Here is a 19296-nt window from a genome sequence, read left to right as displayed (position 1 = left end):
TCACGCCCTGCTCTTTCTCCGCCGATAGTACGTGAAGTACAGATACACCTCGTAGACAAGGAGGGTCAGGAGCACCGTGCTCCCCCCGAGGAAGAAGGCGAGGACCGAGGTGTCGACCCCACCAAGGAAGCCCTCCCCTCCTGCTTTAGGTGCGGCCCCGAGGGGGGCCACGTCGTTGTACGCCACCATCCGCGGCATGGGTTCAGGCGCCGGCGGCATGAGCATCGGCATCACCACCGCCGCGATGACGGTCGCGAAGACGACGACCCCGAAGAGGGAGGCGTACTTCAGGAGGATCGACCTGATATCTTTCACCTGCGGGGCGACGATGAGGAGAGTGTCGGTGAGGCCGTAGACCTTCATCTCACGCCCCTTCGAACTCCACCGCGTCTTCACGATCTCGATCAGGCCCGCGTCGGCCAGGTTCTCGATATGGTATTTGAGGGTGGTGATGGGGATGGAGAGGTGGTCGGCGATCTCGGCGGCGCTGAGCGGCCCCTCCTTCAGGTCGGAGAGGATATCGTTCGCCGTCTGACTCGCCATCGCCTTCGCGATCTTCTTCGCCCGCTCGTCGCCGGGCTCCAGCACCACAACCTCTTCTGTCATTGTCAGCTATGCAGTTTCGCTTTGATCAGGGACCGGCCGAGAGTAAGTGCCTCGCCGATCTTTCCGGCCTCGGGACCGCTGCCCTGGGCAAGCTGGGGCTTTCCGCCGCCCTTGCCGCCGAGAGCCGCACAGACATCCCTGATGACCTCAATCGCATTCAGTTCGGGAACCGGGGACGCCATCACGGCATGCACACGGTCGTTCCCGCCGACAAGGAGCGCGACCTCGCCGTTCTCCGCAAGCCTTGATGCCAGCGCCACCAGTTCCTGCGGCGGCAGGTCGACCTGCCGGACCACGATGCGGTGGCCCTCGATCTCCTCCGCCTCAAGCTGCTGCGCCTCCAGGTCCACGACCTTCTGCTGCAGCCTTTCGATATCCTTCCTCTGCTCCTTCCACTCGGTAAAGAAGCGGGTCACGCTGGTGGGCAGGTTCTCCTGCTGGACGCTGAGGATCTCGGCAGACTGGGCGATGAGCTCCTTCACGTGCTGCATCGCGTAGATCGCCGCAATACCCGCGGAGAACTCCAGTCTCTCGATACCGTCCTGAATGTGCTCGACCCGCAGGATCGCGATCGGCCCGACCTCGCCGGTGGAGCGGCAGTGCGTGCCTGCACAGGCCTCCACGTCCCCGGCCACCTGGACGACCCTGATCAGCTTGCCCGGCGGGACACCGCCCTGGTACAGGCCGAAGCCGTACTTCTGCTCGGCACGCGTCCTGTCCTCCCAGGTGATGTAGACCGGGGCATTCTCCATCACGATCTGGTTCGCACGGATCTCGATCCTCTTCAGCTCCTCGGGGGTGATATGCTTGAAGTGCCTGATATCGACCCTCGATGTATCGATCCCCTTCTGAGCGCCGGCCTGGTGGATATGAGCGCCGAGCACCTCCTTGGTGGCGTGGAGGATGATGTGGGTCGCGGTGTGGTGGCGCATCAGCGACCAGCGCCGCTCCTCGTCGACGATACCCTTGACGCGGTCGCCGCGCTTGAGGATGCCGCCCTGCACCTTGTGGAGGATCACCTCGCCGAGCTTGATCGTCTCCTCCACCCGCACCATGCTCTCCGCGGTGACGAGGGTGCCCGTGTCGAAGGGCTGACCGCCGCCTTCCGGATAGAAGAGGGTCTGGTCGAGGACTGCATAGCCGTCGAAGTAGTCGATGACCATTGCCTCGAACTCGACGTCTGCCGGCTGATCATAGTAGAGCTTCTTCGTTGCCGGGAGACCGGCGACACGCTCGCGGTACTTTGCCAGCGGGTCGGCCTCCTTCTCCACATGGTTCTCCGAGTGGAGGTCGGCGATCTGCGAGTAGAAGTTGTCCGGGATCTCGACGACCGCACCCTCCTGGGCGGCGATCTCCTTCACCATCTCGGGCGGGATGCCGTGCGAGTCATACAGGGTGACGACCTCCTGCAGGGGGATCCGCTCGCTCTTCTTCTTGTAGGTGCGGGCGATCCGCTGGACGATACGTGCGCCGCGGGCGAGGGTCGCCGCGTACTTCTCCACCTCGCGGTCCAGGATATCGCGGACGACCATGACGTCCTGCTGGAAGGCGTCAAGCCCGACGATCTTCATCTGCATCTCGACAAGGTCGGCGAGGCTGCCCTTGAGTTCGAGGTCTGCCATCATCCTGAGGGTGCGGCGGATCACGAGCCTGACAAGATAGCCCTCGCGGACATTCGAGGGGACGATGCAGTCGCCGAGCATATAGGCGAGGCAGCGGGTGTGGTCGGCGATCGCGTAGATCTTCTCGATCGGTGTGATCATCTTGTCCAGTTTGTCCAGGGGGACATCGATCGTGGCGGCGACCTTCTTCCGCAACTGGTAGAGGTTCGGGCCGCTGATATCCATCAGGCCGGCAAACTTTGCATTGAGGCCGAGGATCTTCGTGAACTCCTTGTTGTCGAGGAGGTGTTCGAGGCCTGCCGCCTGCATCAGGTGGCTGACCATCTCAGGGAAGACGGCGTCGTACACCGTCGGCGACCCCTTCGACGCCCAGGTGATCCTCTCAAGGCCGTAGCCGGTGTCCACGATCCGCATTTTCATCGGATAGTACGGCTCGCCCTCCAGCATGACCGGTTCCTGCTCGTTTTTCTCCCGCGTCAGGCTCATGAAGACGAGGGTCGCGACTTCGAGGCCGCCGATGAGCACCTCGACAGAGGCGCCGGCATTGCCGCCGCCGATCCAGGGGTTTTCCTTGAAGGTGACTTTCTTCAGGTCGGCACCGATCGAGGCGAGGAACTCGTCACAGAGTTCGACCGTCCGGTCCTTCCAGTAGATGTCCTCGGCCGGCGAGTTGAAGGCGTGATGCGCCATCATCTCGAAAAGGGTCAGGTGCCGACCGGACCTGCCGACAGAGTCGAGGTCGTTGAGCCTGATGCAGGGCTGCGAGATCGTCAGCGGGTTTGCCGGAGGGGGCACGAGACCGCTCGTCACGAAGGGCTGGAAGTCTGCGATCGAGGCGATGGTCAGGTAGATATCGTCACGCCAGCGGGCGACGACAGGGTAGCGCTCGATACGCGTGTGGCCATGCCGCTCGAAAAACGAAAGAAACGCCTCCCTCATCTCGTCCAGGGAATGCGGCTGAAAAACGGGGTTGCCGATAAAGGCATACGGCTCGCAGGGTGCATCCCCGCAGGTCTCCCGGGACGGGTCTCTGGTCCAGAACGCCGACCCGCACTTGGTGCAGACCTTCCGCACGAAGCCCTGGGATTTAAAATATTCAAGCTGATACTCTTCTTCGAGCATTCAAAACCACGTCTTATTACTTATTATTCGGTAATGGATGATTATATTGTTTATCGTGTTCACCGGATCATCTTCCATCGATCAATATACCAACCGTCTTTTTCCTGATATGACCCTGCTGCTACGGCGATCTGCACGGCAAGGATGTGCCAGCAGCACCGCCCCCGGTAGATGAAGTCCTTGCAGGTGCAGAAATCGTCCTCGACGATGTACTCGTCCGAACAACCGGTGACGACAAAGAAGTCGTTGTACTTCCGCACCATCCCGCCGTCGACTGCTGCGAGCGCCTTTTCCCCCCGGCCCCTGTAGGAACGACAGATTTGCTCCCTGATCGGCGGGGTCAGGCCGCCCGCGTCCCTGATCTCCTGCCAGATATCCTTCATGGAAGGGTCGTGACTGTCGGCCGATCATCGATGTACTGCCAGCCCTCCCTCTCCGCGAGCGCCTGCATGCCCGGGGCCTCCAGGGCATAGTGGGTCGACTCGATGCAGGGGATCGGCGACGCCCGCGCCACATGGTGCTTCAGTTCTGCCGAGAGAAAGGCCTCCGCACCGAGGCCGACGGCCTCCTCGATGAGGGCCGGGTCAAAGCCGCTCCCGCCGACGACTGCAAGGGTGGCGGGGTCGCGTGCGTCGCCGTACACCCTGACATTCCCGCCGATGCGGGCGGCCATCTCCCTGAGGGTGCAGGTGCAGGTGCCGACGCGTCCAAGCGACATCGGCCGCACTTCCTCAAGGCCGAGGATGCGGGCGAGGGTGTCGTTCACCCCGCCGGCCGCGCGGTCGAAGTTGGTGTGCATCACATAGAGGCCGATGCCGTGCGCCAGCAGGGGCCGCAGGACGCCGGCGGTCGTGCCGCGGACGGCGGTCACCGGTTCCCAGATGGGAGTGTGGTGGACGACGAGCATGCCGGCACCGGCACGGGCGGCGGCCTCCGCCACCGCAGGCGTGGCGTCGAGGGCGCAACAGACCGCCCCGACGTCCATCCTCCCTTCGACGATGAGGCCGATCCGTCCCTCGTCGAATTCTTCAGCAAGTTCCGGCGGCGCGATGCGTTCCAGGTGCGCAACCAGGTCTGCACTATCCATACACACAGATCACTCTCCGGCATAATCAAGGCACTTATTATCCTGAGTAATAAGAAAGACCTATAAATATGCAGGTTTAATAGAAAAATATGGAGAAGTCGATCGAAGAGATCAATACACGAATACGCGACGGCAATGCCCGCGTCGTCACGGCAGAGGAGATGCCGGACATTGTCGCGGAACTCGGTGAGGAAGGGGCCCTCAAAGAGGTGGACGTCGTCACGACCGGGACCTTCGGGGCAATGTGCTCCTCCGGTGCCTTTCTCAACTTCGGCCACACCGACCCCCCCATCAGGATGGAGAGAGTCTGGCTCAACGACGTCGAGGCATATGGGGGCGTTGCCGCCGTCGACGCCTACCTCGGGGCGACTCAGCAGTCCACCACGCAGGGCGATAAGTACGGCGGTGCGCACGTGATCGAGGACCTGATCTCGGGCAGGTCTGTCGAACTCCGTGCGATCTCCCGCGGGACAGACTGCTACCCGCGCCGGACGGTGACCTCCACCCTCCTCCTCGAAGACTTCAACGACGCCGTGATGGTCAACCCGCGGAACGCCTACCAGAACTACAATGCGGCGACAAACACCACGGACCGCACCCTCCACACCTATATGGGCCTCCTCCTCCCGAACAGCGGAAATGTCTCCTATTCAGGGGCAGGGGCGCTCTCCCCCCTCGCCAACGACCCCCACTACCACAGGATCGGGAGCGGCGTCCCCATATTCCTGGGCGGGGCAGAGGGCATGATCGTCGGGCAGGGCACGCAGTCCTCCCCCGCGACCGGTTTTGCGACCCTGATGACGACCGGCGACCTGAAGCAGATGAGTCCTGACTTTATCAGGGCGGCGACGTACCAGGGCTACGGCGTCACGATGTACGTCGGCGTCGGCGTCCCCCTGCCTGTCACTGACCTTGAGGTCGTCAGGAGCACGGCAGTACGGGATGAGGACCTGATGACGACCATTGTCGACTACGGCGTGCCGCACCGCGACCGTCCGGCCATCCGGCGTGTCAGCTTTGCCGAACTGAAGAGTGGGAAGGTCGAGATCAATGGCGAAGAGGTGAAGACCTCGTCTCTTTCAAGCTACAAGAAGGCCCGCGAGGTCGCGGAGACCCTGCGCGGCTGGGTGGAGCAGGGGTCGATCGAACTCGCCCTCCCGACCAGGTCCTTCAATGCCGCAAAGAGGACGCACCCGATGCGCGAGACGAAGGTGGTCCCGATGGTGCGCGAGGTGATGGACCCGGAGGTCGTCTGCATCACCGAGGACGAACAGATCACCGCGGCGGCCACGAGGCTTCTCAAGGGCGAGACAAACCACCTGCCTGTCCTCGATGCAAATGGCATCCTCGTCGGGATCGTCACGACCTACGACGTCACCAAGGCCGTCGCACGTCCGGGCGACCGACTCCTTGTCAGGGACATCATGACCCGAAAGGTCGTCAGGACGACGCCCGACGAGGCGGTGGATATCGCAGCCCAGAAACTGGACCGGAACAATATCAGTGCGATGCCGGTGGTCGACCCTGCAAACAGGGTCATCGGCATGCTCACCGCGCTTGACCTCGGCAAACTTCTCGGCGGGAGGTGGCAGTAACCATGAAACTGATGGTCTCATTCTCCAGGAAGAAAGTCCGCGAACCGATCATCGCACGGGTGGTCAAGGACACCGGCGTCCTGATCAATGTCGAGCGGGCCAGGATTGAACCGGGCGAGGGCGAGGTGCTCATCGACGTCCCGAACGGTTCCGCGGATGAAGTCAGCCAGAAGATGCGCGACATGGGAGCGACGGTGCGTGTCCTTGAGGACGCCATCCACCACAACGAGGCCGAGTGTGTGGACTGCGGGGCGTGCATCAGCATCTGCCCGCAGGACGTCTTCTCCTTCGACGACGACTGGAACCTCGTCGTCGACCAGAAGCGCTGCGTCCTCTGCGGCCGGTGCCTCCAGGCGTGCCCGCACGGGGCGCTCTCCCTCCTGAGATGAGCGGCCCTTTGGGGCACATGGTTCCCCAATCTTTTTTGATTGTGAGATTCTCCCTCAAAAAAAGTGAATAAGATCTGTAGGATTCCTGCTCTGGTGCATCAGTCCCCCGGCAACCATTTTGGGGAAGGCGGTGGATCGGTGTTCTCTATCAGGGAGACCAGCACCAATGATGCCCCTCCCCGATCCATCCCCTATCTATACCGGCAGACACACACGTCTCCTACCATGATCCGCGAGCACTTCCAGTACAGGCAGACGATCACGACGATCCTGGCCGAGGAGCAGCTCTTTATCGATGCGGCAAAAAGTGCGATGCTCGACGCCCGTGCTGAACTGGAGGCGTTCATCGCCGAAGACTCCTTCTTCGGGATCACCTTCGACCCCTACAACCCGCCGGCGGAGAGTCTGACCGTGCGGCGGATGGGCACGGCGTCCGTCTCCGCGGGCGTCGGCCCCATGGCGGCGGTCGCCGGCACCATCGCCTGGGCAGGGGCGGAGGCGATGCAGGAGGCCGGCGCCTCCTTCGGCGTCGTCGACAACGGCGGGGACATCGCCCTCTTCTCAGACCGCGACGCGCGGGTCGGCATCCACGCCGGCGAGTCGCCCCTCTCCGACAGACTGGCCTTCCTCGTCCCACGGCACCCCGCCATCCTCGGCATCTGCACGTCGTCGGCGACAGTCGGGCCGTCGATCTCCTTCGGCATCGCCGACGCCGTCTGCGTCATCGCGGAGGACGTCGCCCTCGCCGACGCCTGGGCGACCTCCCTCTGCAACGGCCTCAGCCCCGACGACGACGCACCCTTCGCCGCCCTCGCAGGCACCGGCGTGCAGGGCGCCCTCGCCATCCTCGGCGACGCCGTCGGCACCTGGGGGACGCTCCCCGAGATCGTCGGCGCACGGGTCGACACCGGCCTCATCACGCGGGGGGAGGAGGTGTGAGGGTGGGAGTTGGCGAGGAGTCTGAACCAGAGGGAGAATCGCTAATGGTTTTCATGGTAATACCTCCGGATCAGGTCGAGACCTCTCTGATCATAAGGGGAGAACGCGCGGATCAACTGCCTTCCCCATAGAGTTCGCCGGGGGACTAATCGAAGACCTCATGGTCTTCTCTAGCTCACTTCGTTCGCACCTCGAAAGCCTAACGACTTTCTCGTTGCCCCCGGACCCCCGATCCAGGATAGGGCCGGGGAAGACAGAACAAGCAAATCTGAAGAGAGGATTGGTATCTACCTCCTATTCTCAGGCAAATACACTCAAGCCAGTTCGTCGAGGACAAAATCCTCGGCCTTCTTCCGCGCGCCGGCGCCCCTGAACCGTCCGTACTCCTTCTCGCCGTCGGTGACGACGATCGCCGGCCCGGACGCATCGACCCCGAAGACCAGTTCAAAGATATCGACCTCGTCGAGGAGCACGCCGCGGAGCGTCTCCGAGGCCGGGGCGAGCATGAGGCGCTCGGCCGGGAGGTCGCCCGGATATTCCCGGAAATAGTAATAGTAGACCTGAAGGGCATTGAGCAGGTCCGAGGTGAGGAGTTCGCGCCTGATATCGTCGTCGATCCCGTCAAGGATCCCGGCGAGGCGTGCGTCGTCCTCCTCGGCCTCGTCAAGGATCCGGTCGGCCACTGCCGCAAGCTGCTCGTAATCGGTCATCATGATACCTCTCCCCCGGAGATAAAAAAGTATATTGTGAGATCCAGCACAAAATACGGTGTGAAATCCGAAGAATTCGACTGGATGGTCTATCACGCGATCGCCTGGAACAGGGCGACGACGATCCCTGCCCTCGTGAAATACACCGGCGGGGATGCGGCGGCAGTCGAAGCCTCGGTGCAGCGCCTCGTCTCGTACCTGCTCATAGAGCCGCACGACGAAGAATACCGCGCCCTCTCGCTTGAGGAATCCATTCTCAGGTGCCACCTGCGTGCAGGCCCCGGCATCCCCCTCGAGATCGAGGACGGCGTCATAAAGATACCCGATTTTGCACGTAAAGGAGATAATGCATGAGGAAAGTGTGTATCCTCAGACTCGGTCACCGGCCTGAACGCGACCTGCGGGTGACCACCCATGTCGGCCTCACGGCCCGCGCCCTCGGCGCGGACGGAATGTACCTTGCGGCTGAAGACCACGGAATCGTCGATTCTATCGAGGACGTGGTCGAGCGCTGGGGCGGAGAATTTTTCGTTGAAAACAACGTGAAATGGCGGCAATGCATCAAGCAGTGGAAGGAGAAGGGGGGCATCGTCGCCCATCTCACCATGTACGGCCTTGACGTCGGGGAGGTCACCGACGCGGTGCGGGAGCGCCCCGAAGACCTGCTCATCATCGTCGGCGCGGAGAAAGTGCCGGGCGACGTCTACGGCATGGTCGACTACAACGTATCCGTGACCAACCAGCCCCACTCCGAGATATCAAGCCTTGCCATCTTCCTCGACCGCCTCTTCCTGGGCCAGGAGATGGACCACAAGTTCGAGGGTGCGAAGATCCGTGTCGAGCCCTGCAAGGTCGGAAAACGGGTGGTCGAGCTTTGAGACGCGTCCTTGTCGCGGGATTCGCGACCAGGCACGTGGTCCAGTCGGCGCGGCGGGCAGGTTTCGAGGTCTATGCCGTCGACCATTTCTGCGACCAGGACCTCTGCTGGAATGCCAGCAAGCACCTCAGGTTCGACGAACTCGAGGATCTTCCCGATACGATCGCCACGATCGCCGACGGTCACACGATCGACTACTTTGTCGCCACCTCAGGGGCCGAGGACCTCGCCGTCCCCCTCCCCCATGCAGGGACGCCTGCCGGCGTCTCGGCGCGTTTCCTGGACAAACTCGAGATCCAGACGTTCTTCGAGGACGCTCACATCCCGACACCGCACCTCTCAGACGGCCGCTTCCCGGCCATGATAAAACCGCGGCACGGTGCCGGCGGGTGGCGGAACCGCGTCGTCCGCTCTCCTGAAGATCTCAGGGCCTGGGAAGAGGAGTGGCCGGATGTCCCGTCGATCACCCAGGAACTCGTCTCCGGCATACCCGCGAGCGTCTCCTGCATCGCCGACGGGACGCGTGCCGTCGCCATCGCCGTCAACGAGCAGATCCTCCGCGGCGGAGAGAGCGACCGGGCGTACGGCTTTTCCGGCTCGATCACGCCGTTCGATCACCCCCTCGCCGCGAAGATGGCAGCGATTGCAGAGGAGGCCGTGGGTCGGAGCGGCTGCGTCGGGTCGGTCGGCGTCGACTTCGTCGTCGGCGACGACGATGTGTGGGCGATCGAGATCAACCCCCGCTTCCAGGGCACCCTCGACACCGTCGAGATCGCCACCGGCCAGAGCGTCTTCAAGAGGCACATCGACGCCTGTCAGGGCACACTTCCCCCGCACGGCCTGAAGTCCGGGACGGTGGCGGCGCGGACGATCCTCTTTGCCGACCGCGACCTCACGCTCACACAGGACCTTGGCGACTGTGCCGACTGTTGCGCCGACATCCCCTGGCCAGGGACCGAGATCGAGGAGGGAGGTGCGGTGGTGAGCATCTACGGATGGGGTCATGACCGCACCGCCGCCCTTGACATGCTGGATAGAAATATAACACGCGTCCGTCAATATATTCCCTGATGGTTGGCATAGACGAGATGCTGGCAGATCCGGCAATCAGGGCATATCTCCTCCGCCATATCGGGAACGAGGGCCTCGATCTCCTCGAGAGGTTCCCGCCCGCGGGCGAATACTCGGACGAGGAACTTGCCGAGAAGACCGGCATCAACCTCAATACGGTACGGCACACTCTCTATACGCTCTACGAGAGGCGTCTTGCCGAGTACAGGCGGATCAAGGACCCGGAGTCGGGCTGGCTCACATACCTGTGGACACTCAGGACCGACATGGTCTATCCGGTGATCAGGGAGGAACTCGAACGTGTCCTGGAGATCCTGACAAAGAGATCGAAGTACGAGGAGGAGAACGACTTTTTCATCTGCGAGGAGTGCGGGATCTTCACCTTCAACGATGTCTCTGACTCAAACTTTACCTGCCCCAACTGCGGCGCCCCGGTGAAGCATTTCGACAATGAGATGCTCCTTGGCGCCCTGAAACGGCGGGTCGCGGCGATCCATGCAACTCTTGGAACAACTGGAAGCGCATCTGAGTGATGCCGGGTGCGATCCCCGCGTCATCGCCCATTGCCGTACCGTTAACGCCGTCGCTGCAGGATATGCCCGGTCTTCGGTCGTCGACAGGGAACTGTTGATAGCCGGGGCCATGCTCCACGACCTTGGCCGGTCAGAGACCCACTCACTCCACCATGCCGAGGTCGGCGCCGACCTCGCCCGCCAGTCAGGGTGTCCTGATGAGGTCGCCAGGATCGTCCAGAGGCATATCGGCGCGGGACTGACTGTCGAGGAATGCGCTCTTCTCGGCCTCATACCGAGGGACTCGGTGCCGCAAAGACTGGAGGAACGGATTGTAGCCCATGCCGACAATCTGGTCAAAGGGACGCGGGTGATCACGCCTGAGGAGCGGATGGACCGATCTGTTACCCTCGGCAGAAAATTTCTGGTGCGGGCCTTCAGGCTCGGCCTCGACCTTGAACCCCTCCGTCACCTCAGATGATCAACTGTTGAACATGGGGGAGGGCCCGCAGTTTTTCGATCACGCCGACAGGCAGGGGTTCGTCGAGGACGACGACAAGTTTCGGGGACTCGGAGAAGTACGGGTCGTTCACGAAGATCTGCCTGATGGCCAGGTCGTGCGCGGCAAGGACGCCGACCACCGCACCGACAATCCCCTTCTCATGGGCGTCTCTCGGGAGGATGGTGATGACGGTGAGTTTCAAGAATCCGGCCACCTGGGAGAGATCGGGGGTTGCTCTCATCAGTGAAAATATCTCTGCTGCCGGCCCCATCGTCAGGATACGACGGGCCGTGGCATCGACGACCCGGCGGTCGATCCCGATCTCCCGTGCGATATGCGTGGCCGGTATCTCGATACCATTGCAGGTGATGCGCCCCTCAGAGGAGACGCCAAAGCCGTTCTCGAGGAGAAACCTGACGACCCGGGCCTGGGCCGGGGAATCGGCAAATTCCTGCATGATTTTTGCCCACATAGCCAGCATTATCATCGGTGCTATGGGATAATGATTCTTCGGGTCGGCACCGTTGCGCTCACAGGGTCGGATCCCCTGCCATTTCGTATTTTTCCGGGGAGGTACCCTGTAGGAGGGGTTTGCGTGCCCGGGTTGAGCGATAGATTAAAAAATGTGAAGATCCTTCTCTATAGGGTAACAGGCGAGGGTTGCCAAGCCAGGTCAAAGGCGCAAGGTTGAGGGCCTTGTCACGTAGGTGTTCGAGGGTTCGAATCCCTTCCCTCGCATTGTCTTTTATGATATTTCACTGAAATCTGTTTTCTATGCTTTTAGAATTCCTCTCTCTGATCAGTCTTTGAACGGACAGTGTTCCCGGTATTATCGACGTTTTTCCCGGCGCGCCGCGAGTAACTCCCTGCCGCCTCAACAGGTATAAAACACAGCCTGACCAATATGAACAGTCATATCTGGTCATATGTCTTTCTCTGAGCACCTTCCTGTCATCTATGCCCTGGCCGCCGCCGCACTCTTCGGGATCACGGCACCCTTCTCCAAACTTCTTCTCGACGGTGTCGGGCCGGTCACCATGGCGTCGCTCCTCTTTCTCGGGAGCGGGACCGGCCTTCTCATCTACCTTGCGGCAGGTTCTCTCTCCGGCAACGGTAGGGAAGGCGTCGAGGCGTCGCTCAGCCGTTCTGACCTCCCCTGGCTTGCCGGGGTGGTCATCTCGGGCGGTGTCCTTGCGCCCATCGTGTTGATGCTCAGCCTTGCCCATACGCCTGCAGCCACCGCCGCCCTCCTCCTCAACTTCGAGGCCGTGGCCACGGCCATCATTGCGGTCCTGTGGTACCGGGAACCGATCGGCCGCCGGATGGGGGGTGCACTCTGCCTGATCACCCTCTCCTGCATCATCCTCTCATGGAATCCCGACCAGGCCTTCGGTTTCTCTATTGCCGCCCTCGGCATCCTCCTCACCTGCACCTTCTGGGGTCTTGACAACAACTTCAGCAAGATGATCTCGGCGAAAGACCCCATACCCATCGTCATGATCAAAGGCCTCGGGGCCGGTACGGTCACCTTCTTCATTGCCCGGGCCCTCGGCGAGGCCATCCCGTCACCTGAGACCTGTTGTGCCGCCATGATCATCGGGTTCCTCGGGTACGGCGGCCTGATGAGTGTCTTCTTCCTGATGGCACTGAGGGGGATCGGTTCGGCCAGGACAGGTGCGCTCGTCTCGACCTCGCCCTTCTTTGGTGTTCTGGTCTCGTTCTTCCTCTTCACCGATGACCCGGGCGTCCTCTTCTACCCGTCTCTCCTGACCATGGGCCTCGGTGCCTATCTCCTCATCACAGAGCGGCATTCTCACTCCCACCACCACGAGGCGATGGTGCACGAACACCGTCATAGGCACGACGACCTCCACCACGACCACGAGCACCCGGCAGGCACGCCTGCCATCGACCGGCACGGGTACCACTCCCATCCCCATGCCCACCCCGACCTCTGGCACGACCACCCGCACAGCCCTGACACCCATCACCAGCACCGCCATGACGGCGCCAGCAGCGCAAAGTACTGATGTGCCCCGGAGTTCCCCCACTGGAATCTCTCGCGCCTGCGCGTGCAGGCGCTCAGCGTCCGGGCTTGCCAGGTCCGGCAGGAACTGGAATCTCTCGCGCCTGCGCGTGCAGGCGCTGCCGGACAAAACAGGGAGGTCTTCGGGGCGCCGTCTCGGTCTGGTCCGGTCGCCCCGAAAAAAAGAGGATCTTTTAGATTATTCAGAGGTCACGGATTTCAAGGTCGACCTTCGCGACGGTCCCGAGTTTCATCGCGACGGTCCGGTACAGATTGATATTCCGCACGCACTCCTTGAACTCACCATTGTACCACTCAGAAATCGAATCCTGGTACATGAGCATCTTCGTCTTCATCTCCTTCCTTCAGTTGGAAGGTTCCCCATATATGTCTTCCTTTATAATTTTCAGGACTTCCTCATGATTTATGATGAAAGATCCGGAAATATCTCCATTGCAGAGGTCTTATCCGGATTGTTCGTTTCCGACATTTGCCTTTTCTCCGACAGGCGCGGGGACGCACCGTCCCGGCAGAGACGCAGAGTTCTGGACCGGGATGAGGCCCCTGAGGCCCTGCCCGTACCCCCGGCGTCCTCTTTATATATCTGAATGGCAATACGCCGTCCATCACCACAATATGCGGAGGGGGTATGAAGCGTGTGGGCATCAGGATGGGGGTACTCTCACAGATCATCGATGACCTGAACAGGAACGAGGAGCTCAGGGAGATCTTCGGGAACCCGGTCTCTCAGAGTCTTGTGGTCATCGCGGAGTACTCGGACGGAGAACTCGATCTCAGGATCGAGGAGATGAGAGACAGACCTCTTACCGAGGCAGAAAATAGGCGGTTTGTGGAGATCCTCAACAGGACGGTCACCACAAACCTCAGCAAGGATCAGTACTCCAGGGCCTCGAACTGGGTCTTGCCGACCTTGCCGTAATACTTCGATATCTTCGGGTCCAGTCCGCAGACCGGACAGGCATAGTCATCAGGCAGGTCTTCGAACTCCGTCCCTGCCGGTATGCCGCGGTGTGGTTCACCCCGCTTCTGGTCGTACACATACCCGCAGATCTTGCAGACATATCTCGTAGGGTTCCAGGGCTCGAAGCCCCAGGTGCCAATCGGCCCCTTTCCCGTCGCTCCGCAGACCGGGCAGATATAGTCCTCGGGTAGGTCTTCGAACTCCGTCCCTGCCGGTATGCCCCGGTGCGGTTCACCCCTGAGCGGAGAATACACATAACCGCAGTGCTTGCAGATATATCGCTTCACCTTTGCCATCACGGTCCCCCGGACTCCCATACGCCCGGGCCGATATATACTCTTGCCCTCAACTGCCAGCAGGTGCGGAGGTAATCACTCTTCGTATTTCCCCTTCAGGCCTTCCCAGCCCGTGTAGCCGCAGTAGATGCAGCCGACACCGTCACACCGGCTGCAGCGTTTTGCAGGCCGCCGCACAAGCACCCTGCCGGTGCGGCCGCAGTTGGTGCAGCCGATACCGTCGCAGTGGTTGCAGACGACCTCTTCATAGATATCTTCAGCCATATCACACAATTTTTCGTTGTGAAGAGGATTAATCCTTCGAAAGAGGCGAACCACAAGGATTTATCCTATCACATGCCACGCAGGGCATGCACGAGTACGGCCGCCAGATGGTCCACCTCGTCTTTGGTCTGGGCATCGCATCCATCCTCCTCGTCCCTGTGCCCGGCCTTGCCGTGCTCATCTATGCGTCAGGCCTTCTTGGCGGCCTCATGCTCGTCGAGGCCGTGCTTCGCGGCTGGTACGTGCCCGGTATCGCGGACATCATCGGCGCCCTCGAAAGAGAGGACGTCTTCCCCGGGAAAGGTACGGTCTATTTCGTCGCAAGCGCCCTTTTCTGCTCGGTCGCCTTCGCGCCGCAGGTCGCCTTCATTGCCGTCCTCTCGCTGACCATCCTCGACTCGGTCGCGACAATCGCTGGCCTCCGCTTCGGGAGGCACAAGATCCTCAAAGGGAAGACTCTCGAAGGGTCGGGTGCAGGCTTTTTTGCACTGTTCCTCGCCCTCCTGCCGATGCTGCACCCCTCTGCTGCCCTCCTTGTCGCCGGCGTCGCAGCCCTCGCCGAGCTCCTCTCCCCCATCGACGACAACCTCGTCATACCGGCCGCGGTCGGTACCGCTCTCACCCTCCTGCCTGTCTCATGACCGGGTGCCTGTCTGGCTGGTCCTGTACCCTGTCTCCGGTATCAGCATCTCAAAATTTGCCCCCACTCCCTCCTCGCCATTTTCCAGGATCGCGATCCCGGTGATGTCCAGGATCTCTTTTACAAGAAAAAGGCCATATCCGGTGTTGCGCCCATATCCTGCCTGAAAGATCCTGCCCTTTATGTCCTGGGCAATGCCGGCGCCGTTGTCCCTGACGGTGAGGACACACTGGCAGTCTCTCTCTCTGAATGAGACGCCGATCTCTGTCACACCGTTCCCGTGCCTGAGCACATTTTCAAGAAGGTTGAAGAGCACCTGCTCCAGCATGGGGTCTGCATAGACTTCGAGATCGCCGGTCTCGACGACAAGGGAGATATTCGTTGTATCCAGGGAGAGATCGGCGGCAACCTTCCTGACCGTCCGCCCCACATGCTGCCACCCGGGCGCATTCACCCCCATGTCTTCATAGTCGCGGGTGAAGGTGATCTGGCGCTGGATCTTATCGACCAGCGCACTGCAGGTACTGAGATATCTGCCGGTCGCAGGATCTTGCTCTCCGACGGCCCTCTGTACCAGGGTCAGGTACCCCTGCAGTGCGGTGGTCTGGTTGCGGATGTCGTGGCGGGTGATACTGTTCAGGAGGGTGAGTTTTTTGTTCGCCTTCTTCAGGGCCTCCTGGTAGCCGCGGATCTCGGAGATGTCCTGGCAGATCCCGCTCATGCGTACAGGGCGGCCTTCCTCGTCTCTCTCCATCATGGTTCCCCTGGCCTGGAGCAGGACGGTGCGGCCGTCTTCGCCTGTGAGATGGACCTCCTGTACAAAGATGGGGGAGAGTCCCTCCAGGGTGGCAATAACAGCCTCTTTCAAGGCGGCACGGTCTGCCTCAGAGATCAACCGGCCGATCGTCTGTCCGTCTGCCTCCAGGCACCCCGGCGGATAACCGAGCATGGCGGCAAGGTGCCTGTTGAAGGCCACTCTCCTTGTCCGCGCATCCCACTCCCATGTGCCCAGTCTCACGCCTTCGACAACATGTTCAAGCCACTCCCTGTTCTTGTCGAGTGCATGCTCCGCCTTCTTCTGGCTGGTAATGTCCCGTGAAATGGCGGAAAATCCCGCAACCGTACCATTGTCATCCATGATCGGGGAGATCGTGATGGAGAGCAGGATCCTGGCGCCGTCCTTCCTCACCCTGACAGTTTCGAAGTGGTCCCTATGGCCAGACCTGCTGATCTGCCTGATGGCGTCCATGGACTCTTCGCGCCGCTCAGGAGGAGCGAAGAGGGAGACGTGGCTGCCGAACGCCTCGGAGGCAGTGTACCCATAGATCCTCTCGGCCCCCTGGTTCCAGCTGGTGATGACTCCATCCACCGTTGTCCCGTAGATCGCATCGTCGGAGGACGCGACGATGGCTGCCAGACGGCGACGGACCTTCTCGGTCTCCCTCTCTGCCGTGACATTGCGGAAGACCAGCACCACGCCGATGACGGCCCCCTCTTTATCCCTGATAGGAGCGGCGCTGTCGGCGATTGCCTTCTGTGTGCCGTCACGCGCCAGGAGCACCGTGTGGTTTGCAAGGTCTGCGACGACCCCCTCCTCGATCACGCGTTTAATCGGGTTTTCCACAGGTTGTCGGGTCTTTTCATTGACGATATGAAAGACGTCGGCGAGAGGCATGCCAACGGCCTCCTCCTCTTTCCATCCTGTGAGGGACTCGGCCACGGTGTTGATGAGGGTCACCCTCCCGTCCTCCCCGGTAACGATGACGCCGTCTCCAATGGAGTGCAACGTGACATTTAACCGTTCTTCACTCTCCCTGAGGGCGTTATCAGCCTGCACCTGCCGGGTGATATCCCGCGTGACACTCTGCGCCCCTATCACCTTCCCGTCCTGTATGATCGGGCCGCCGTTTATTTCGACAGAGATACAGGCCCCGTCTTTTCTCTTCACCCTGACCCTGAGCCCTTCAAAACTCTCTCTATTACGGAGTGTTTTCTCAAAGCAGGCATCGATTATTTCCCGATCCTTTTCGACAACGAACTCATGGAACGAATGACGGACTATGTCTTCGTTCCTGTATCCGGTGATCCTGGTCATCGAAGGGGAGGCATAGGAAATGATCCCGCTCAGATCCCCGAGGGTCACCCCATCGGCAACTCCTTCTGTGATCATGCGGTAGCGTTCTTCGGCCTCCTGCAGCGCTATCTCCGTCTGTTTTTTTCCGGAGATATCGATTGCAATCCCCTGTACCCCCAGAAGACGCCCGGCATCGTCCCTCAGGGGCGTGAGATTCAGGAGAAATGAGATGATCTTTCCTCTGTCTGACCGGGTCTGGACTCGTAACTCGAAACCCTCTGCCCGGTCGCCGGTGCGTATCAGACGGTTACCTATCTCCTCCGCATCTCCCCGGTCGTCAGGATGGACATGGAGATACCATGGCTTCCCATAGATCTCGCCCTCAGGCAGATCAAGAACTTCCAGGCCCCTGCGATTGACATAGACAAGATTTCCCTCAATGTCTGTTTTAAAGAGGATCTCAGGGAGGTTATCGACAAGTTCCCGATACTTTTTCTCCGACCTCCGGAGTTCATACTCCGTTTTTCTCCTTCGTACAGCCTGTTCGATCTTGTGGGACAGCTCCGTGAACTGGGCCACAGGGTCACCACCTTTCTGGAGATAGAAATCTGCCCCACTGTTCAGTGCCTCTATGACGACTTTTTCCCGTCCCTTCCCGGTGAAAAGAATAAAAGGAAGGTCAGGATAGCGAAGGCGGACCTCCTTGAGAAAAGTGATCCCGTCCATATCCGGCATATCATAGTCTGAGACGACGGCCTCGTATCTGCCACTCCGGAGTTTTTCCAGTGCTTCCGCAACGGTTGTGGCCATATCGACGCACAGGTCGCCGCACTCTTCCAGAAATACCTTGCCGATATCGAGGAGGGCGGGTTCGTCGTCCACTAGCAAAAGGCTTATCATGGATATCTCCCGGGAAAATGAGGTAACGAGCCGCGATTTTCCCTTTCTAAGGCACGTGATACATATTGTTGTCAGTATATATGCGATACTATTTTGTTCTGGACACTCGCCAACATTGCCCTTTCCGAAGAGAGAATATAGGCCTCAGGCCGGATCAATTGCTGTGATACATCCTCCTGATCTCTATCCGGCCTGGTGAGCGGGGAGATGAATAACACCAGGGTTTAAGATACTCTGGAATCATATCATCCGGAAAGATCACCGGAGGAAAGAAGAAAGGATGAATATAGAGCCCTATGCCCGGAGATGGGGACAGGTCCTCTCCACGCATTCGTCGTCGCGGCGCTTCCGGGAGATCGATCTTCTGAGGGGGATCGCCATCGTCATGATGATAATCTACCATCTCCTCTTCGACCTCTGGTTCTTCGGGATCGCCGCTGTCGATGTTCTGGGGGGGTTCTGGCGGTACTTCGCCTTTGCTACCGCCACCCTCTTCATCGCCCTCGTGGGGCTCTCCCTCCCGATCAGTTATGAGAGGAGACGGCAGAAGATGACCGGGCTTTCACTCTGGTTTGAGTATGGGCGGAGAGGAGGCAAGGTCTTCCTCTTCGGCATGCTCGCCACCCTCGCCACCTGGATCTTCCTCGGGGAAGGCTTCATCGTCTTTGGCATCCTCCACCTCATCGGCTTCGCCATCATCGCCGCCCCCTTCTTCCTGCGGTTCGGCCGGTGGAACTTCCTCGCCGGTGCCGCGTTTGTCCTTGCCGCCCTCCCCCTCGGCCATATCACCGGCCCGTCCTGGCTCATCCCCCTCGGCATTCATCCGGCCGGATTTTATAGCGTCGACTATGTCCCCCTCGTCCCCTGGCTCGGCGTGGCCCTCATCGGCATGGCAATCGGTTTCCTCCTGTACCCCGGCGGGACACGCCAGTTCAGCGTCCCGGAGATGGAGGGGAGAGGCGTGGACGCCCTCTGTATGATGGGCAGGAACTCGCTTGCGATCTACCTCCTCCACCAGCCGGTGATCGTGGCCGTCCTCCTCTTCGTCAGGACCGTGACCGGGTGAAGACCAGAACAGGAAT

The 19296-nt window shown here is 60.6% G+C and carries 22 protein-coding genes and 1 tRNA gene; 13 read left to right on the top strand and 10 right to left on the bottom strand.

The features are described from left to right. From BP869_RS01075 to BP869_RS01060, 4 genes are read right to left on the bottom strand one after another with little or no spacing between them, the layout of a single operon-like run. Window positions 1-606 (bottom strand): helix-turn-helix domain-containing protein, encoded by a 606-nt coding sequence (locus BP869_RS01075; protein ID WP_342676092.1) that lies wholly within the window; start codon window positions 604-606, stop codon window positions 1-3. Between the two features lie 2 nt (window positions 607-608). Then, window positions 609-3350, bottom strand: coding sequence for an alanine--tRNA ligase (gene alaS / locus BP869_RS01070; protein WP_342676090.1), 2742 nt, complete (start codon window positions 3348-3350; stop codon window positions 609-611). Between the two features lie 59 nt (window positions 3351-3409). After that, a complete protein-coding gene (locus BP869_RS01065; protein WP_342676088.1) occupies window positions 3410-3733 on the bottom strand; it encodes an SWIM zinc finger family protein in 324 nt (107 codons plus the stop codon). Then, window positions 3730-4437 carry a Nif3-like dinuclear metal center hexameric protein gene (locus BP869_RS01060; RefSeq protein WP_342676086.1) on the bottom strand — a complete coding sequence of 236 codons (708 nt, stop codon included), beginning with the start codon at window positions 4435-4437 and terminating at the stop codon, window positions 3730-3732. Before BP869_RS01060 ends, BP869_RS01065 begins: the two co-directional genes overlap by 4 nt. Before the next feature lie 89 nt (window positions 4438-4526). On the opposite strand from BP869_RS01060, the gene BP869_RS01055 reads away from it, so the two are divergent. From BP869_RS01055 to BP869_RS01045, 3 genes are all read left to right on the top strand, one after another. Continuing rightward, window positions 4527-6032, top strand: a complete 1506-nt coding sequence (locus BP869_RS01055) for a homocysteine biosynthesis protein (RefSeq protein ID WP_342676084.1) — start codon at window positions 4527-4529, stop codon at window positions 6030-6032. Window positions 6033-6034: 2 nt separating this feature from the next. After that, complete coding sequence (locus BP869_RS01050) at window positions 6035-6421, top strand: 4Fe-4S binding protein (protein ID WP_342676082.1); 387 nt, start codon at window positions 6035-6037, stop codon at window positions 6419-6421. Between the two features lie 225 nt (window positions 6422-6646). Continuing rightward, window positions 6647-7360 carry a UPF0280 family protein gene (locus BP869_RS01045; RefSeq protein WP_342676080.1) on the top strand — a complete coding sequence of 238 codons (714 nt, stop codon included), beginning with the start codon at window positions 6647-6649 and terminating at the stop codon, window positions 7358-7360. A 314-nt stretch (window positions 7361-7674) separates the two neighbouring features. Here the strand turns inward: BP869_RS01045 and BP869_RS01040 are convergent, their stop codons facing one another. Continuing rightward, the gene (locus BP869_RS01040) at window positions 7675-8073 is read right to left on the bottom strand and encodes a hypothetical protein (protein WP_342676078.1); all 399 of its coding nucleotides are present in this window, start codon (window positions 8071-8073) and stop codon (window positions 7675-7677) included. A 57-nt stretch (window positions 8074-8130) separates the two neighbouring features. On the opposite strand from BP869_RS01040, the gene BP869_RS01035 reads away from it, so the two are divergent. The 5 genes from BP869_RS01035 to BP869_RS01015 are packed head-to-tail and all read left to right on the top strand — an operon-like array spanning window position 8131 to window position 11011. After that, window positions 8131-8424 (top strand): hypothetical protein, encoded by a 294-nt coding sequence (locus BP869_RS01035; protein WP_342676076.1) that lies wholly within the window; start codon window positions 8131-8133, stop codon window positions 8422-8424. After that, window positions 8421-8948 (top strand): tRNA (cytidine(56)-2'-O)-methyltransferase, encoded by a 528-nt coding sequence (locus BP869_RS01030; RefSeq protein WP_342676075.1) that lies wholly within the window; start codon window positions 8421-8423, stop codon window positions 8946-8948. Before BP869_RS01035 ends, BP869_RS01030 begins: the two co-directional genes overlap by 4 nt. Continuing rightward, complete coding sequence (locus BP869_RS01025) at window positions 8945-10018, top strand: ATP-grasp domain-containing protein (protein ID WP_342676073.1); 1074 nt, start codon at window positions 8945-8947, stop codon at window positions 10016-10018. The genes BP869_RS01030 and BP869_RS01025 overlap by 4 nt, the downstream gene beginning before the upstream one ends. After that, entirely contained in the window at window positions 10018-10551 is a 534-nt protein-coding gene (locus BP869_RS01020; protein WP_342676071.1) for a transcription factor, read from the top strand. Before BP869_RS01025 ends, BP869_RS01020 begins: the two co-directional genes overlap by 1 nt. Continuing rightward, window positions 10514-11011, top strand: coding sequence for an HDIG domain-containing metalloprotein (locus BP869_RS01015; protein WP_342676069.1), 498 nt, complete (start codon window positions 10514-10516; stop codon window positions 11009-11011). Before BP869_RS01020 ends, BP869_RS01015 begins: the two co-directional genes overlap by 38 nt. On the opposite strand, the gene BP869_RS01010 is transcribed toward BP869_RS01015, so the two are convergent. Next, window positions 11004-11504, bottom strand: a complete 501-nt coding sequence (locus BP869_RS01010; protein WP_342676067.1) for a regulator of amino acid metabolism, contains ACT domain protein — start codon at window positions 11502-11504, stop codon at window positions 11004-11006. The genes BP869_RS01015 and BP869_RS01010 overlap by 8 nt on opposite strands. Before the next feature lie 181 nt (window positions 11505-11685). Between BP869_RS01010 and BP869_RS01005 the strand changes: the two genes are divergently transcribed. Both BP869_RS01005 and BP869_RS01000 read left to right on the top strand, forming a co-directional pair. After that, a tRNA-Leu gene (locus BP869_RS01005) sits at window positions 11686-11770 on the top strand. 188 nt (window positions 11771-11958) lie between these two features. Continuing rightward, window positions 11959-13062, top strand: coding sequence for an EamA family transporter (locus BP869_RS01000; protein WP_342676065.1), 1104 nt, complete (start codon window positions 11959-11961; stop codon window positions 13060-13062). A gap of 199 nt (window positions 13063-13261) precedes the next feature. Here BP869_RS01000 and BP869_RS00995 read toward each other — a convergent pair whose 3' ends face one another. Then, the gene (locus BP869_RS00995) at window positions 13262-13414 is read right to left on the bottom strand and encodes a hypothetical protein (RefSeq protein WP_342676063.1); all 153 of its coding nucleotides are present in this window, start codon (window positions 13412-13414) and stop codon (window positions 13262-13264) included. 293 nt (window positions 13415-13707) lie between these two features. Between BP869_RS00995 and BP869_RS00990 the strand changes: the two genes are divergently transcribed. Then, a complete protein-coding gene (locus BP869_RS00990; protein ID WP_300162697.1) occupies window positions 13708-13998 on the top strand; it encodes a hypothetical protein in 291 nt (96 codons plus the stop codon). Here the strand turns inward: BP869_RS00990 and BP869_RS00985 are convergent. Both BP869_RS00985 and BP869_RS00980 read right to left on the bottom strand, forming a co-directional pair. Next, window positions 13953-14336 carry a rubredoxin gene (locus BP869_RS00985; RefSeq protein ID WP_342676060.1) on the bottom strand — a complete coding sequence of 128 codons (384 nt, stop codon included), beginning with the start codon at window positions 14334-14336 and terminating at the stop codon, window positions 13953-13955. The genes BP869_RS00990 and BP869_RS00985 overlap by 46 nt on opposite strands. A gap of 75 nt (window positions 14337-14411) precedes the next feature. Then, a complete protein-coding gene (locus BP869_RS00980; protein ID WP_067050841.1) occupies window positions 14412-14600 on the bottom strand; it encodes a hypothetical protein in 189 nt (62 codons plus the stop codon). An 86-nt stretch (window positions 14601-14686) separates the two neighbouring features. On the opposite strand from BP869_RS00980, the gene BP869_RS00975 reads away from it, so the two are divergent. Continuing rightward, entirely contained in the window at window positions 14687-15241 is a 555-nt protein-coding gene (locus BP869_RS00975) for a hypothetical protein (protein WP_342676058.1), read from the top strand. Here BP869_RS00975 and BP869_RS00970 read toward each other — a convergent pair. Beyond that, window positions 15236-18214, bottom strand: coding sequence for a PAS domain S-box protein (locus tag BP869_RS00970; RefSeq protein WP_394339006.1), 2979 nt, complete (start codon window positions 18212-18214; stop codon window positions 15236-15238). The two genes, BP869_RS00975 and BP869_RS00970, sit on opposite strands and share 6 nt — an antisense overlap. A 280-nt stretch (window positions 18215-18494) precedes the next feature. Here BP869_RS00970 and BP869_RS00960 point away from each other — a divergent pair, with 280 nt between their 5' ends. Continuing rightward, entirely contained in the window at window positions 18495-19280 is a 786-nt protein-coding gene (locus BP869_RS00960; RefSeq protein WP_342676056.1) for a heparan-alpha-glucosaminide N-acetyltransferase, read from the top strand. The last annotated feature ends 16 nt before the right edge of the window (window positions 19281-19296 follow it).

It is taken from the genome of Methanofollis sp. UBA420 (assembly GCF_002498315.1).
GTDB lineage: Archaea > Halobacteriota > Methanomicrobia > Methanomicrobiales > Methanofollaceae > Methanofollis.
Note: the sequence above shows the minus strand (reverse complement) of the source record. Positions and strands in the feature narration are given on the sequence as shown.

Coding starts and splice junctions, on each gene's coding strand:
- BP869_RS01075 (WP_342676092.1), bottom strand. CDS start 606: ATGACAGAAGAGGTTGTGGTGCTGGAGCCCGGCGACGAGCGGGCGAAG.
- alaS (WP_342676090.1), bottom strand. CDS start 3,350: ATGCTCGAAGAAGAGTATCAGCTTGAATATTTTAAATCCCAGGGCTTC.
- BP869_RS01065 (WP_342676088.1), bottom strand. CDS start 3,733: ATGAAGGATATCTGGCAGGAGATCAGGGACGCGGGCGGCCTGACCCCG.
- BP869_RS01060 (WP_342676086.1), bottom strand. CDS start 4,437: ATGGATAGTGCAGACCTGGTTGCGCACCTGGAACGCATCGCGCCGCCG.
- BP869_RS01055 (WP_342676084.1), top strand. CDS start 4,527: ATGGAGAAGTCGATCGAAGAGATCAATACACGAATACGCGACGGCAAT.
- BP869_RS01050 (WP_342676082.1), top strand. CDS start 6,035: ATGAAACTGATGGTCTCATTCTCCAGGAAGAAAGTCCGCGAACCGATC.
- BP869_RS01045 (WP_342676080.1), top strand. CDS start 6,647: ATGATCCGCGAGCACTTCCAGTACAGGCAGACGATCACGACGATCCTG.
- BP869_RS01040 (WP_342676078.1), bottom strand. CDS start 8,073: ATGATGACCGATTACGAGCAGCTTGCGGCAGTGGCCGACCGGATCCTT.
- BP869_RS01030 (WP_342676075.1), top strand. CDS start 8,421: ATGAGGAAAGTGTGTATCCTCAGACTCGGTCACCGGCCTGAACGCGAC.
- BP869_RS01020 (WP_342676071.1), top strand. CDS start 10,018: ATGGTTGGCATAGACGAGATGCTGGCAGATCCGGCAATCAGGGCATAT.
- BP869_RS01015 (WP_342676069.1), top strand. CDS start 10,514: ATGCAACTCTTGGAACAACTGGAAGCGCATCTGAGTGATGCCGGGTGC.
- BP869_RS01010 (WP_342676067.1), bottom strand. CDS start 11,504: ATGTGGGCAAAAATCATGCAGGAATTTGCCGATTCCCCGGCCCAGGCC.
- BP869_RS01000 (WP_342676065.1), top strand. CDS start 11,959: ATGTCTTTCTCTGAGCACCTTCCTGTCATCTATGCCCTGGCCGCCGCC.
- BP869_RS00995 (WP_342676063.1), bottom strand. CDS start 13,414: ATGAAGACGAAGATGCTCATGTACCAGGATTCGATTTCTGAGTGGTAC.
- BP869_RS00990 (WP_300162697.1), top strand. CDS start 13,708: ATGAAGCGTGTGGGCATCAGGATGGGGGTACTCTCACAGATCATCGAT.
- BP869_RS00985 (WP_342676060.1), bottom strand. CDS start 14,336: ATGGCAAAGGTGAAGCGATATATCTGCAAGCACTGCGGTTATGTGTAT.
- BP869_RS00980 (WP_067050841.1), bottom strand. CDS start 14,600: ATGGCTGAAGATATCTATGAAGAGGTCGTCTGCAACCACTGCGACGGT.
- BP869_RS00975 (WP_342676058.1), top strand. CDS start 14,687: ATGCACGAGTACGGCCGCCAGATGGTCCACCTCGTCTTTGGTCTGGGC.
- BP869_RS00970 (WP_394339006.1), bottom strand. CDS start 18,214: ATGATAAGCCTTTTGCTAGTGGACGACGAACCCGCCCTCCTCGATATC.
- BP869_RS00960 (WP_342676056.1), top strand. CDS start 18,495: ATGAATATAGAGCCCTATGCCCGGAGATGGGGACAGGTCCTCTCCACG.